13 protein-coding genes are annotated in these 14,015 nt (G+C 43.4%); 3 read left to right on the forward strand and 10 right to left on the reverse strand.

The annotated features are described in order from the left end of the window. The first annotated feature begins 7 nt into the window (after positions 1-7). A complete protein-coding gene (locus tag AB4493_RS15190; protein WP_136974843.1) occupies positions 8-1,030 on the forward strand; it encodes a DUF2955 domain-containing protein in 1,023 nt (340 codons plus the stop codon). Here AB4493_RS15190 and AB4493_RS15195 read toward each other — a convergent pair. Continuing rightward, complete coding sequence (locus AB4493_RS15195; RefSeq protein ID WP_017059087.1) at positions 1,027-1,911, reverse strand: LysR family transcriptional regulator; 885 nt, start codon at positions 1,909-1,911, stop codon at positions 1,027-1,029. The two genes, AB4493_RS15190 and AB4493_RS15195, sit on opposite strands and share 4 nt — an antisense overlap. Positions 1,912-2,075: 164 nt before the next feature. Here AB4493_RS15195 and AB4493_RS15200 point away from each other — a divergent pair, with 164 nt between their 5' ends. Together AB4493_RS15200 and AB4493_RS15205 are read left to right on the forward strand one after the other, a co-directional pair. Further along, positions 2,076-2,576, forward strand: a complete 501-nt coding sequence (locus tag AB4493_RS15200; protein WP_017059088.1) for a nuclear transport factor 2 family protein — start codon at positions 2,076-2,078, stop codon at positions 2,574-2,576. 197 nt (positions 2,577-2,773) lie between these two features. Then, positions 2,774-3,520, forward strand: a complete 747-nt coding sequence (locus AB4493_RS15205) for a nuclear transport factor 2 family protein (protein ID WP_017059089.1) — start codon at positions 2,774-2,776, stop codon at positions 3,518-3,520. Between the two features lie 156 nt (positions 3,521-3,676). Here AB4493_RS15205 and AB4493_RS15210 read toward each other — a convergent pair whose 3' ends face one another. From AB4493_RS15210 to AB4493_RS15250, 9 genes are all read right to left on the reverse strand, one after another. Then, positions 3,677-4,357 carry a GGDEF domain-containing protein gene (locus AB4493_RS15210; RefSeq protein ID WP_133151389.1) on the reverse strand — a complete coding sequence of 227 codons (681 nt, stop codon included), beginning with the start codon at positions 4,355-4,357 and terminating at the stop codon, positions 3,677-3,679. A 655-nt stretch (positions 4,358-5,012) separates the two neighbouring features. Then, the gene (locus tag AB4493_RS15215) at positions 5,013-5,390 is read right to left on the reverse strand and encodes a hypothetical protein (RefSeq protein ID WP_240798951.1); all 378 of its coding nucleotides are present in this window, start codon (positions 5,388-5,390) and stop codon (positions 5,013-5,015) included. Positions 5,391-5,639: 249 nt separating this feature from the next. Continuing rightward, positions 5,640-6,809: an MFS transporter gene (locus tag AB4493_RS15220; protein ID WP_102333225.1), complete on the reverse strand. Its 1,170-nt coding sequence runs from the start codon at positions 6,807-6,809 to the stop codon at positions 5,640-5,642. A 128-nt stretch (positions 6,810-6,937) separates the two neighbouring features. Next, positions 6,938-7,846 (reverse strand): LysR family transcriptional regulator, encoded by a 909-nt coding sequence (locus tag AB4493_RS15225; RefSeq protein ID WP_102333226.1) that lies wholly within the window; start codon positions 7,844-7,846, stop codon positions 6,938-6,940. Positions 7,847-8,015: 169 nt separating this feature from the next. Beyond that, positions 8,016-8,195: a hypothetical protein gene (locus tag AB4493_RS15230; protein WP_017059095.1), complete on the reverse strand. Its 180-nt coding sequence runs from the start codon at positions 8,193-8,195 to the stop codon at positions 8,016-8,018. Positions 8,196-8,258: 63 nt separating this feature from the next. Beyond that, positions 8,259-8,984 (reverse strand): metallophosphoesterase, encoded by a 726-nt coding sequence (locus AB4493_RS15235; RefSeq protein ID WP_372155326.1) that lies wholly within the window; start codon positions 8,982-8,984, stop codon positions 8,259-8,261. 79 nt (positions 8,985-9,063) lie between these two features. Then, on the reverse strand, positions 9,064-9,558 hold the full coding sequence (locus AB4493_RS15240; protein WP_017059097.1) for a YcxB family protein: 495 nt from the start codon (positions 9,556-9,558) through the stop codon (positions 9,064-9,066). A 455-nt stretch (positions 9,559-10,013) separates the two neighbouring features. Then, positions 10,014-12,008: a choice-of-anchor X domain-containing protein gene (locus AB4493_RS15245; RefSeq protein ID WP_372155328.1), complete on the reverse strand. Its 1,995-nt coding sequence runs from the start codon at positions 12,006-12,008 to the stop codon at positions 10,014-10,016. A 12-nt stretch (positions 12,009-12,020) separates the two neighbouring features. After that, complete coding sequence (locus tag AB4493_RS15250; protein ID WP_372155330.1) at positions 12,021-13,538, reverse strand: esterase/lipase family protein; 1,518 nt, start codon at positions 13,536-13,538, stop codon at positions 12,021-12,023. Positions 13,539-14,015: the final 477 nt, after the last annotated feature.

Here is a 14,015-nt window from a genome sequence, read left to right on the forward strand (position 1 = left end):
GATGACTATGTGGACATTCGAAAACACTGCACAGGGTCAGTCTCAACGTAATGAAGCGCTGCGCGTCGCACTTACTGTGACGATTTGTATGGTGTTGGGAAAGCTACTAAACCTAGACTCTCCCGTTTATCTGGCGTTGTATCCAACCATCATCATGACCAAGAATAAAGATTACTCTTGGCTTGGCCTGATCCGTACTTTGTCACCCACTTTATTGGCTGCAAGTACAGCGCTGGTGGTGACTGAGGTATTTTCACAGCATCCGTTTGTGGTGTGGACCATTAGCCTGTTCTTCTTCGATTTTATGCGTCGTCGAGCTACTACACCGGCAAAGAAAGGTCAAATGTTGATGCCAACTTTCAACTGGATTTTGATTGTCGTGTTTGCTCAGCACACCACCATGGATATGCCGATGCGTATTCATGAAATTTTGTTATCCATGTTGATTACCATGGTAGTAGCAAAAACCATGGTGGCTCTGTTCCCTGTTGAGCAAGGAAGCAAGCCTCCTGTATTTAAAGAACAGCCTGTCACATTTGAGAACAGAGCAATTTCACTCGCGTTGATTGGTCTTGGTTTGGCATTCTTGATGATTGTCGACATCATCTCTGCAACGTTCTGCATGGTGCCAGTGATTGCTGCTGCAACCCAAACCACACACAAAAGCTTTATCGACGTGGTTGACCGCCGTTTTCAAACTCAAGTAGGCGGCTGTGCAGTAGCCGCGGTGTTCACCTTGTTGATGGCAGGGCATCAGTCTACATTCGGTTACTACACCATAGTGTTGGGTTTATTTGCCTTTATGATCACCGCATCAATGGCCAAAGCGAAAGGTTCAGCCAGAGACGTTCATGCCGATGCGTTATTAGCGACCATGCTGCCGATTCAGTTGTACATGACCAGTAGTAATTTGGGGTTGGAAAGTACCTTCCTACGCGCTTGGGAGCTGACTGTGACTTTGTTTGTGCTGTGGGCTTTGTGTCATTTTGTTCGTAAGCCTAATGGTGAAGAGCCGGCACTCGTTCTCTAATAATCAAATCCGGCCAACCGATTATGGTCTGATTTGATTGCGCCTTTCATAAAATTAAAAAATGCTTTTACTTTGGCTGAATCTTCTAAATCTTTATGAGTCATCATCCATAGGTCTGTATTTTGGTGCATCACTTCCATATCTACTCTTTGCAGAGTTCCCTTACTGTTACCTAAAAAGCAGGGTAAGTAGGCTAACCCCATCTGATTTTCAGCCGCGATGATCAGGGGCTCAAAAGAGTCGGCTTTCATGACAATTTTGTCTTCCGAAATCAGTTCAGAAACCTGTAGCGAAGCACTGCCTCTATGCATCATTAACCAAGATGCAGACTTTAAGGGGTGCTTACTCTTAAGGCCATTTATATATTCTGGCGATCCGTAAACACCAAAGGCAATTTTACTTAACTTGGTCCCAACTAAATGGGCTGGCAACTCATTTGCCGGGCGAATCGCGATATCTGCATCTAGGTGTGAAATATCCAATTGACGAGATGTGAGGCTGAGTTCTAACTGAATTTTTGGATAAAGCCGATGAAAAGCAGCCAAATGAGTACCCAGAATGAGGCGAGATAACGCATCGGTCGTCGTTATTCTTAGCGTACCTTCTAGCTTCAATTCCTGTCCAAAAACCTTGTGCTCCAATTCTCTTACTGTGGATTCGATAGCGAGAGCTGACTCCAGAAGCTTTTGCCCTTCAACCGTTAGTTTGTATCCGGTAGGAAGTTTATGGAAAATTCGTAATTTGTGACGATACTCAAAGGTGTCAATACGACGTAAAACGGTGCTGTGGTTTACACCAAGTGCTCTTGCCGCGGCCGACAGGGATCCTTCATTCGCCACTGTTAGAACATATTGCAGGTCATCCCATCTTATGTTGTGCATTTGCGCATATCCAACGTGTTCAATTAGTGAGTTTACCAAAAATTTAGCACAGCTATAGTTATCTCAACAAGGCAACAAACAGAACTGAAGTTCAAAGCATGCACTGATGGCACTTTTAATCTCCCACGCATTGAGCTTCAAAATTGACAATCAGGAGAAAGAAAATGTTAAAGAAAAATCTACTTATCGGTCTAGCGAGTCTTCTGGCTTTCTTTCAATTCACTCCAGCCCTTGCAGATGAAACAAAAGCAGTCGATTCAGCAAAGACACTAGAAACGGCTCAAGCATTCTTATGGGCGGCAGGCTCAGGTGATATGGCAAAACTCGAGTCATTAATGGCCGATGATTTTGTCTGGCACAACGAAGGTGACGCCGACATCCCTTGGATCGGTAACTGGGAGTCAAAAGAAAAAGTGCTCAACACTTTCTTTCCTCTATTTGGCGCAGGTTTGAAAGTCACAAGCTGGTCAACAGACTATAGTTTTGTAAACGGCGACCAAGCAGTATTCATGGGCAGCATGAGTGCCATTGCGAATGAATCTGGTGTAGACACGGGTAAATTCAGCTGGGCGGTTCGAGTTCAGGTTGAAGATGGCAAAGTGAAGAGTTGGAACTGGTTTGAGGATAGCTACGCAGTATCTAAAGCTTATCACGCCAAACAGTAACCACAGTGACCAATTAGGTTGTAAAGGCTCGATATGCTGTAGACGTATATCGAGCTTAACTTGGTTTTGAATAGCGACGCGAAGAGCCTATTCAACAATCCGACAGTTAAAAGGACACCTGAGACAATCTAGTTCTGAGTTTCAGTGTACGAGCTAAATAACGTACTTTGGCACTATTAAGTTTGGAGAAACTATCTATGAGCAATAAGCTAGCGAATGCGACTAATCTGTATATGGAAGGTATCCGAGATGGTCATGCATTAGAGGCGGTAACGAAGTACACCGGTCAACGTTATACTCAACATAGCACTGGGGTTCGCAACGGTATTGATGGTTTTGTTGAGTTCTTCGAACCGTTCTTAAAACGCTGCCCTGTTAGAGACATAAAGATCATACGTTCAATCGTCGATGGCCAATTCGTGTTTGTTCAAGCATTCCAAGATATTAATAATGGCGAATATAAGTGGGTGACTACGGATCTATTCGATACCGATAATGACGATAAAATTATTGAACATTGGGATGTGATTTCTGCCTTCGAAGCTCAACCGACGGAAGGGGAAGGTCGACTGCAAGGGCCAATCAATCATACTGACTTAGATAAAACAGAGGAGAATAAGAACCTTATCCGTGATTTTTTATGTGATGTCATGGTACTAGGGCAGAAAGACAAGCTATCAAAGTATCTCCAGCACGAAGAGCTAGCCGTTTATCAAGCCTCAGATGTGAGCCCTTTAGATAGCTATATTGGTGGCTATGACCAAGTGTTCAAGATTGTCGGTCAAGGTAACTTCGTAGCAGCTTACAGCCGAGTTATTGATAATGGTCTCGAGGTTGCGCGTTTTGATCTATTCCGAGTTGAGGGAGGTCAAATTAAAGAGATATGGGTAAACCAAGAGCCCGTGCCACCAAAAGCAGAATGGGTAAATGGCGGAAAATTCTAGAGTTGCTTTAAGGGAGTTACGCCAATAATGCTATCGCTAAAACAAACCGAAAAAGCGCATCCTTGCTAACCTTACTGGTTGTGTGTGTTTAACCTCTTGAATCTTAGCCAACATGTTTTGTGATGGAAGAGTATTTACACTGTTTTACAACTCGCCTTAACGCTCAACAATGCAATCGCGCCCTTGAGATTTTGCGTCGTAGAGGGCGTTATCCGCTCTTTTAATTAATGAATTCCAGTCATCGTTTATGAGGGCTTGAGTCACTCCAATGCTGACAGTATACGTGCCAGAAGAGAGCTCTTGATTGGAGTTGTGTTTTGCGTGGTTTCTTATTCTTTCAGCTATCTGCATTGCTTGAACTTTATTCGCTCTAGGTAACATGACAACAAACTCTTCTCCACCATAGCGAAAACAGAAATCGCTTGTGCGGCATGTATCTTCAAGAATTTGACCAAAGTGCTTAATCACATCATCTCCCTTGTCATGACCATAGGTATCATTAATTTTTTTGAAGTGATCTAGGTCGGCAATCAGTACAGAAATGTCACTCTCTCGGCCTGGTTGAACAAGCTTGGGTATCAGTTCTGCTAGGCCTCTACGGTTATAAAGGCCGGTTTGTTCATCAGTGATCGATGAACGATAGGTCTGCTTCAACAAACGATCAGTTAAGATCCAAAACACTGAAAATGCGAGGCTAACAATTGTGATTGTCATGATAACGAAAGACAATTTATGAATATCTGATATCAGGTAATAGTTCGAATTCGTTCCTTTGGTATGAGCAAGTACGCCCCTAATTGCCATATAGAGAATGTTGATAAACAGGGTCAGATTCAACAGACACTTTGCTTCTCTGTTATCGTGCTTTTCCCCTGAATAGTTTGCACAGAGGGCTAAGATACATATCGTCACAACGAGAATACTTCGAGCCTCGAGCCTCGATCCTAGAAGTTACAGAAGGCGCAATTAGGGCGCTATAAAGGAAGAAGCTAATGCCAAGGGAGCTAATGATGATTGATATTACGAGAAAAGATCGACTTGCTCCGCGTAACACGGTTATACCGACGAGTAACAAACCAAAAGCCGTTGCGTATGCACCATTGGAAAGAAAAACAATGGATTCTGAAGATTGAATAACGCCGAACGAAAGCGGGGTAACACTGGCTCCTAACAGCAAAGCAGCATAAGCAATATAATTTACCCCTAACGTGGTGCCTGCGAGTATATATTTATGCGTTAACAACATAGCACTCGCAACCGTAGCTGCTAACAAAGAGGTATATATAGCTAAGGTGTGTACATCCATGAAATCACCAACAACGTAAAAATGAACTCTCTCAATTCAGTATTGCGCAATTTGTATTATGAATGTTTAGTAGTTAATCATTATTAAACTATATGCTGATGCAGATCAATTTTTGCTCAGGTGCATTTGTAAGCGTAGGGCAAGGTGCGAGTTATTCAGGAGCCTAACCTTAGCTTTGTTATACCTTTATTTTAAATTCTCTAAGCCCGATGTATCGACGCCTTTTAAGGTGTCTTTTGCTACTTCATCTAAATCCGTCGTTGTCGATTTTTGAGGATAACTAGCAGCGGCACCTTTACCGATCGCTGTTGCTTCTGCTTGTAGCTTTTTCCCCTCAGACTCACCCGCGATCCAGCCTTGCTTGTAGTCACTGTCTGATTCAAAACGCTTTCCATCTTTTATGTAGTTTTCGAAGCTATTGCCGCTTTCTTGCATGCCGCTATGCCTACCGTCATGAAAACCTTGTATGTAAGAGGTGTTGTGACCACTCTCAATCAAAGCACTATCACTTGTTCCGCATCCGGACAAAAGAAAAACCAATAAGATTAAAAACAGTTTATTCATACTCAAAGCCTCGGAACTCAGTCGTCTAAATGATAAGAATAGACCAAGATCATCTCGCAAAGGCATAACAGCGCTCTAGGCGGGAAAGCTTGTTTGAGAATCATGATATTCAAAACTTGAGAGAGTAGAGTTACTACTGCCTTATTAGATCTAGAACGATAGCAAATCACTGGGTGGTAATTTGCTATCAATTACAGAGTGAATATCCGTTGTGCATATTGGTAAGTTCAAGAATTAAGACGAGGTGACTTATTGCTTATTTGAACGGTTAACGATAAAACTCAATATCACGACTGCAATACTAAAGCCCACAACACCAATCCAACCCGCACGTTCAAATACCTGAATTCCCACAAATGAACCAAACGCACCACCGAGATAGTAGCCAAGCATATAGATTCCGTTGATACGACTTTGAGCTTGTGGGTCAATTGAGAATACGCGTACTTGGTTCGATACTTGAGCGCTAAATACCCCAAGGTCGATGAGAATGATACCGACGATCAATCCAGCCAATGTGTCAGCGAAAAGCCCCGATATAATAAAACCAGCAGTAATAATAACTAACGCCATACTGATCATGTTTCGAGAGCCAAACTTGCTCACCAGTGACCCTGAAACTTTTGCTCCAATGACTCCAGCAAGAGCAATAACACCAAACATTCCTGCCTGTTGTGCATTGTAGTTAAACGGAGATTCACTGACATGCAGAGCTAACGTCGCCCACAGCGCATTGAACGAAGCAAACCAAAGCGCGCCAGTTAAAGCGGAAGTACGCAGTGTCGCATGCTGCTTGATTAACGTGGCCATGCTCGCAACCAGTTTAAGGTAAGGTATTTTCGTTGTCGGCGTGTTCGTCGGTAAAAAGGCATACAGCAACACACCAAAGACCATCGCAATAATTGCTGACATCATAAATACCGCGCGCCACCCAAACTGCTCACCGATGAACCCACTGAGTGTACGCGAAAGCAAGATGCCCACAGTTAGGCCTGTCATTAATGTGCCAATGACTTTTCCTTTCGTTTCTGGAGTACTTAGTGACGCTGCAAATGGAATCAGCTGCTGAGTGATGTTGGCACTCAAACCAATCGCAAAACACGCAACAACCAGAGCCACTAAGCTAGATGCAGTAAACGCGACAAAAGATGACAACACCAACATGACAGACAAGATCGCTATTAGGCGTCTGCGGGGTAACGTGTCTCCTAAGGGCGATAAGAATAGCAATGCCACGGCATAACCAATCTGACCGGCAGCTGGCACTGCGCCTAGCTGTTCGCTTGTTAACCCTAGCTCTGCGCCGATCTTAGGTAAGATGGGTTGGTTATAATAAAGGTTTGCAGCAGTTGCCGAGACTGCGCTCGACATCAGTAATAAACGTCCTGTGCTCAACACTTCTGTAGTCAATTTTGACATGGTGACACCTTAACTTTGGTTCATCGTTTTAATGAATGATTTCGATGAGCTAAGTCTAAGGTTAGCGATTGAATAACAAAAATAACCATTTGATTTAAATTCTATACGAATCTGGTATAGATAACTTTCTAAGCCATGTTTTGTTGAATCGCCTCAATTTCACTCTGTACGACAGCAACAAAGACACTGGCTGTAGGGGATAGAGTATGCGAATGGTGTGTCATCACTAATGGCATTTGTACGTCCACAGATTCAAGATTAACAAATACACATCCCTCACTGCGTAAATCACGAATTGCATGCGGTGCGATAGATACACCTAAGCCAGAAGAGACTTGGGTTAACACGGTTTGCATGTTGTTGGGTTGTTTTTTTATATTTGGAGAGAATCCAGATAGGTCACATTGAGTAATGATGGAGTCAAATAATCCTACCGCTTGTTCACGTTCAAATAAGATGAAAGGGTCTTGCTGCAGTTGTTTCATTTGAATGGTGGAGTATTTAGCCAACTCGTGGGTGACGGGCAAAACAGCAACAAGCTTATCTGTATAAATCGTCACCGAGGTGTAATCATCAACAAGCAGGTTCGGCAGTGGGCGAGAGAAGCTAATATCGATCTCTCGTTTGTCCAGAGCTTCGATCTGTTCAGAAGCCGTCATCTCAACAAGATCAACATCAATATTGGGGTTTTCAGCAATATACTGTCGAACTAAACGAGGCAAAAAGCTCAGAGTTGCGCCTCCAAGATAACCAATAGTTAAAGTACCAATACAACCAGAAGAAGCTCGAATCGCGGACTGTTTTGCTTGTTCCGTTTGTTCGATGAGTCTAATCGCATCTTTAAGTAAGTGCTGCCCTGCGGCGCTAATGACGACTTCGCGAGATGTACGGAAAAATAGGCTCACTCCAAGTTCGTGTTCAAGGCTTGTGATATGGCGGCTAATGGCAGGTTGAACGGTATTTAACTCTTTTGCAGCTTTTGAAAAACTGCAATGTGTCGCGACAGCCACAAAGCTTTTTAGTACTTTGATTTCCATATAGCCTCAATATAAACCTAGGTGATAAAAAAGCGCTAACTTGCGCCTATATTGCTTTTATTATCAATCACAAAGACCTTGCTAGCAAACCTTAGGGTAATAACGTTTGCAAGGCTCTGGTCACTTGTGAGAGTGGGGCGATAATCCTACGTATTCAGCTTTCAAACTTTTAGTTTTCGAGCTCTTCGTTTTCGAGATTGCGCCGAACTAAATCGTGCATTTGTTTTACAGTCATCAGTGCTAACCAGGTAATTTCTTCTACTGAACGTTGACCCGTTGTGGAAGTTGGGTTGTGGGCTTCAATCACAGATTGATAAATTGAATCGCCGCAAGCCTCTTCTATTGGCATAGCTCTATATAGTTTGGTTTATTTGAAAGCTAATCTATGAGGTTTAAGACAGTAAGATAGGGTTCAAAAATAGACAGCTTGGTAGTTGATGGAATCAGTACAGAACGAGATTCGACTTAATCCTATCTTCTCGCTGCGATTGTATTCCTTGATCGAGTGGTCAAAGCCATAGGCTGTCGACGGGGCCATATATTGAGTTATGCCTTGCTGTGTCGCTGTTATTTCATCATGGCCATGACCGCAGAACACGTCACGAACGCGATATTTTCGAAGCACTTTCATCACATCAGTATCGTTCTCTAGGCGGATCGCTTTCATCCAATCTGCACCGACTGGAATGACAGGGTGGTGAACAACCACGATAGGATCATTGGCCTTTCTCAATTGTTGTTTTAGCTGAGCCATGCCGCGGTTATCAATACGCCCTGAACCAAGTGGGTGGCGGCTGTCTAGCGGCTTGAAGCTTGAGTCTAGGAACACAAACTCTCGTTCACCGATGGTGGCTTTGTCGGTGACATAAATCGTCGAGCCTTTTAGCTCTGTGCGCATTAAGCGAGAGTCATCATGATTACCCGCAATCACGTAAATGGATTGGTCGCTAATGTGTTGCCTAATGAATGCCTCTAATCGAACGTAGTCGCCAGACTTTGGGTTACAACAAATATCACCAGTCAGAAAGATGGTCTTGCATGCCGTGTCTTTGTTGACGTATTCCAGTGCTCTGCGCAGGTTCTCATAGCTGGATTCATCGGAAAGGTGGCAATCACTGATTTGGTACACGGTATTCATTGTTATTGTCCGGTAATTCGATACGTAGAATTAAAAGTGATAGAAAAATGCCTGCTAAATCAGCAGGCATTTATTGGTGTTATTTCGCTTTTGATGCGGCGTGGTGTTCAATCATGAAGGCAATAGCTTCATCGTTTAAACAAGATTTACTCACATATTGGCGCTGTTTACCGATATGCAGGATAAAACCAAGATCGGTCTGCTCAAGTTGGTCGATGTCACTCCACGCGATGGTGTTGGTCGCTTTGTGGTTTTTGTAACTTACTCCGTTAGCGTCACCTTGAAAGACAATTTTGCTGCCTGCGCCTGAGCTGATTTTTTGTCGCCATAACCACCAGGTTCTTTTGCAGTACACACTGAATGCTTCAATCACACTCAAAACAATAAAGAACCAGCCAACATAGCCGTTAGGTAATAGTTCAAATTCCAGTAGAACCACACCAAAAATAAGAAACAGTATTCCTTTTAAGTAGGCTTTTGGAAATTGAGTCGGAAGGCTAGTTTGATCATAACACTCCGCGAAAAACGTCTTGTCGAGTTTGTATTCTGTAGTGAAACCGGGTTCTTTAGACATGTGAGGCTACTTTATGGTTCTCTGTGAATGGGCTGTCAGTGGGCAGGTGTCCCACGCTGCAATTTTGCAACTTGATTATTGTATCGCTTCTCACTGTTTTTATTTAGATATTTTGGCTCTGTTTTGTAAATCGATGATACTTAACGGGTCTATTCTAACTTTAGCTATCAGACTAGTGTAGGGGCATCTTTAAAGTCACCTAAAAAATTGGTGATGGGATGGATAGACCTGTGGAGTCACCCGGTTGTTGGGACTACTGGCATTTTTGGATAAAACTTCGATCTCATTTTGTTGGTTGATGGAGTCTATAGTGATTAGTGTGCTTTATCACTGCTGTTGAGGGTGCTCTAACAGAATAAATATATGAAGCTTGCAAAGTTCATCACCGTTCACTCTGAGAGGCCATACCCAAAGCGATACCTTGGGCATGGCCTTATTCTATTTCAGTTTTAGGATCAGTACTCGATGAATAATGACACCTGCTTAACGTTAATGAAGAAACTTCTTTCATAGGGAGAAGAGGTAAGAGCAATATCTAGTTTGTTCAACCCAGACACTCTCTTCTCATTTAATGCTTCTAATAGTTTAGAGTTGGTAAACCTAAGCGTTTGACCTGCTTCTACGTTGTTGAATGTAGTAAGTGGATTACTCCATGCTGCACATATTGTAAAAGACTCACAGAACGTGTCGTAATCCAGTGTGTTTGGAGACCAAGTTTGATTAACGATATGCGCAGTCACATTGTTGAATGGAAATTGAAGGGTTGAATCTCCGAAGTCAACAATAAGCGTAGCCTGTTTGATTTTCCCTCGAACCTCACTTAAGTCAAAACTCGCTAGTGTTTCGTAGTCGTATGGGATTGAAGCCCCCGCTCTCAAGTAACCACCGACACGATGTTGCGTGACTTGTGTTGCCGGGGTTGCTTGCCAGTTTTCTCTTTCCAAACCGAATAGGTTAGAGGGGAGGGTCACATTCACTGGCGGACTGAAATCAGAGGCTTGGTATGGTGGAGTTTGACCGAGAACTCCTTGTCGATAGGAGTCAACGCCACTGTAGATTAGCAGTGCGTTCAGTTCATAAGGACCATCGGCTTGCTTAAACGTGTCACCAGGAACGGTAAACTTGATGGTGTTTTCGCCAGCCTCAAGCGGTTCTTGGAAACTCACTAGCTCTAAATACTCTCCGGCTGCACCAACGATATTTACCGAACCTGTGTAAGTTCCACTGCGCGTAACATGGATAGGAAACTCAAAACTCAGCGAATCAATGTAGGTTCCATTTTGCGACATAGTCGGTGTGGTGACTAAACTCCCCGTGACTTCAATCGGTTCGCGGCAACGCTCAAAAGATGCTAAATCAATAAATTCTTCAAACTGAATTCGAGGGGCTGAAATTCGTATGTCATCTTGAGTGATTGCGTAGATGATCGTCGGGTTGGAGGTCAAAGTAGACGCTGAATCAAACGCGCCAAAAATATCTTCAGTTGAGTACTGTAGAGTGACGATTTGCTTCGCAGGTTTGAGTTGCAGACGTTTGCTTGTGTTCAGCTCGTCAATTCCATCGGTGAGGTAACCATGAATGGCAAAATCCCCCGCGGATTTAACATCAAGTTCCAAGCGCTGCTCTAAGGCAATAACACAGCCTTCAGAGGAAAACAGTGGAGCGAGTGAGAGGCTGACAAATTCAATGTCAGAGGGTAGTACGTGGATTTTTTTACTTGTCTGGCGAGTGATAGTTGTTCCATATTCTTCAAAAGACGTTATGCCTTCAATTAGATAATCCCCTTCAGCGGGTGGAACGAAAATATTGCTGTAGACACCATCTTTAGCAATAGCATCGAAATTGACACCCTCATCTTTAAGCGTCAGGCGTGTTTTTATTCCAGCTTCATCAATGATCACTGCGCTGGTTTGGGCACCTGTGATTGGATTCCCTTTGTTTGTCAGTAATGCAGAAACGGGAACTGGTTCACCGACCACAAATTGGTTTGCAGCTATCGCCATGCCAAACGCAATAGGGGATTGGATCGCAACCTGAGCAATAATTACTGTGTTGTAACTTGGGTTTGGAAAATCAACGACGATCTTCCATTCGCCAGGTTCAGGGTTAGTTACTTCAGGCAAAAATAAATAGCTGCCCGGTAGCGGCGGACTTTGTGTGTCACCTGAAAGTATGTTCGCTTGCACATCATTGGATGATGTTGCGACTTGCCCGTTAGGCTTGACTAAATATACGGTTGCATCATCCAACGGCACGATGATTTCTGCTTTTAGGGCTTCCGCTTTGTCGATGGTAAATAGCATTGTGACTTCGTTATCGTTACTAGTCACTGGTTGAGATAGTGTCGTGCTTGTACTCATCCCAACGGGTATTGCATTACTGGCGATAGCCGGTGTGATGAAGGTACAGAAAAGACTGAACACCATCACTAATTGCTTGATGAATTTCATTGTGGCCACTCCTTAGCGCATTGAAATAATTTGTTGTAGAAAGCGTTCAACGTTTTGTCCCGTTTTCATTGTTGAGTGGTTAGCCAATACGTTACCCAATGCATTGGTATAACTTGGGTTAGCGCTTGCCAAGGTCACAACAACATCATTTTCTTGCGGTACTGTTTGAATGGCTTGGTAACTGACTATGGTGATTGGATGAGCTTGTGGTCCATGCACACTTGGCATTGTGACCGATTGAGTTTGAGTATCGAGGTAGGCCGCAGAACTAAAGCTTCTTAGCGCCTGCCAAGCGGTAACGCCTGCCCAACGCGATCCCCACGGGAATAGGCCAACGATATCAGGATCTTTCTCAATAACACCGTCTTGGTTGAGATCGGCATTTGCCCCAATAGAAAATGTATTTGCAATATTGCCGCGAGTACGCATTTGGATCGCGTTTGATGCTGTATCCGTTGTTAGATCACGGATACCAGGCATTTTAGGACCCGCAAACGGAATATTTGGGAGTTGCATGTACTTGCCAGCGTAATTATTTGGATCGGTACTGACGTTACTGTAGATATCGGCGTAGTGGTCCATTTTTATCACCGACAAATCTGCTGCGACGCTACCAAGGTGAGGTGTGGAGAAAGTAGAAAGGGAGGTTATCTCAAAGGAAGGGCTAAGTGCTTTGAGGTTTTGGGTATCTAGCCCGCCTTTACTGTGTGCAATGACGTGAACTTTGTCGGATTTCAACTCATCGAGAAAACCCTGAATTTTGTTGTTCAAGATATTAGCGTTAGTCGCTGTGGTTCCATTTTTGTCAGCAGAGAAACGAGTATAACGAATGCCATAGTCATCAAGTGTAGAAAGCACGCCTGGAGCCGTATCATCATCCCAAGTGTCTGATTGTGCAGCAATGCCATGAGCAAGAATCACAGGAATGGCAACATCAAACTCGATTGAGACCCAATCGACAGACATACACCAGTTGTCTCCCGTATTGCCAGTATCAATATCGACGCGAATCTCATTGTTTTGGCCGAACTTGACATCACTGATATCGACTTGAAGGTTAGTATCCGTCCAACGGTTATCAGCGCCTTGCAGCGTACCTAAAGACTTTCCGTTAAAAGATACGATATCTATTTCTGGAGCAATATTACTGACGTTGGCATTGGAGTCTATGTCGAAGACCGGCATGCTAATCCTTGCGTTAGAACCGAGAACGCCTTTTTGCTGCATATCGCCCAGTTTACTTGGGGCAATTCTCCCGTCACTTTGTAAAACGTTGGGGCTGACAACCATAGGAACAGGTAAAGAGATAAGTAGAGGTCCGCCAGAAGCATAGGTACAACCGGTATCCAGACCAGGACCAGAATTGACAACATAAACGCCGAGTACTTCTTGCGGTGGGGCTATCCCAGAGCTTTGTGAACGCATCGAGAAATTACGCAATTCGTGTGAATCAGGTATATCTTCGGCACTCGCGAAACTCGGAGAAAGTAACAAAACACTGAGCGTGGCGCTCGGAATGTATAGTTTCATTTGTTTACCTTTGAGTATAGGTTATCCAAGAATTTGGTTGAAGAAAGCTCTATCTGTAGTTGTAAGGTAAAGGCTTGGAGTTTGATGTGAAATTTATTGGGTATAATTTCGGCTTGTTACTCAATTGATAAAACTGCTGCTCTATTTTTTTTCAAAATAGGAAGAGTGCGATCGTAGTTTCTGGATTGCGGAAGTTATGTCCTTATTTTCAAAAGGAGGGGGATAGTGCTCTAATATTGTTAGAACAATCTAAGTTAGTTTATGAAAGAGTAGCTAAGAATAGGAAAATCAAAGTTGGATGTAGGTTTGTTACAGAACTACATAGAGCGCGCTGTTCTGAATGGCTGACTACTAACCTAACTGGCTGTGCAAAGTTAGGTTAGTAGAAATTATGTGGCTGTTAATTCAGATTTGAGAGATAAGGGCTAGTGTTTTTTAGTAAAAATGGTAAAGGTCGCAATAAACTGAGGTTTGTTA

It is taken from the genome of Vibrio sp. 10N.222.55.A1 (assembly GCF_041473835.1).
Lineage (GTDB): Bacteria > Pseudomonadota > Gammaproteobacteria > Enterobacterales > Vibrionaceae > Vibrio > Vibrio crassostreae_C.

Excerpts from the sequence above, each read along its gene's own strand:
- AB4493_RS15190 (WP_136974843.1), top strand. The coding sequence starts at position 8 with ATGTGGACATTCGAAAACACTGCACAGGGTCAGTCTCAACGTAATGAA.
- AB4493_RS15195 (WP_017059087.1), bottom strand. The coding sequence starts at position 1,911 with ATGCACAACATAAGATGGGATGACCTGCAATATGTTCTAACAGTGGCG.
- AB4493_RS15200 (WP_017059088.1), top strand. The coding sequence starts at position 2,076 with ATGTTAAAGAAAAATCTACTTATCGGTCTAGCGAGTCTTCTGGCTTTC.
- AB4493_RS15205 (WP_017059089.1), top strand. The coding sequence starts at position 2,774 with ATGAGCAATAAGCTAGCGAATGCGACTAATCTGTATATGGAAGGTATC.
- AB4493_RS15215 (WP_240798951.1), bottom strand. The coding sequence starts at position 5,390 with ATGAATAAACTGTTTTTAATCTTATTGGTTTTTCTTTTGTCCGGATGC.
- AB4493_RS15220 (WP_102333225.1), bottom strand. The coding sequence starts at position 6,809 with ATGTCAAAATTGACTACAGAAGTGTTGAGCACAGGACGTTTATTACTG.
- AB4493_RS15225 (WP_102333226.1), bottom strand. The coding sequence starts at position 7,846 with ATGGAAATCAAAGTACTAAAAAGCTTTGTGGCTGTCGCGACACATTGC.
- AB4493_RS15230 (WP_017059095.1), bottom strand. The coding sequence starts at position 8,195 with ATGCCAATAGAAGAGGCTTGCGGCGATTCAATTTATCAATCTGTGATT.
- AB4493_RS15235 (WP_372155326.1), bottom strand. The coding sequence starts at position 8,984 with ATGAATACCGTGTACCAAATCAGTGATTGCCACCTTTCCGATGAATCC.
- AB4493_RS15240 (WP_017059097.1), bottom strand. The coding sequence starts at position 9,558 with ATGTCTAAAGAACCCGGTTTCACTACAGAATACAAACTCGACAAGACG.
- AB4493_RS15245 (WP_372155328.1), bottom strand. The coding sequence starts at position 12,008 with ATGAAATTCATCAAGCAATTAGTGATGGTGTTCAGTCTTTTCTGTACC.
- AB4493_RS15250 (WP_372155330.1), bottom strand. The coding sequence starts at position 13,538 with ATGAAACTATACATTCCGAGCGCCACGCTCAGTGTTTTGTTACTTTCT.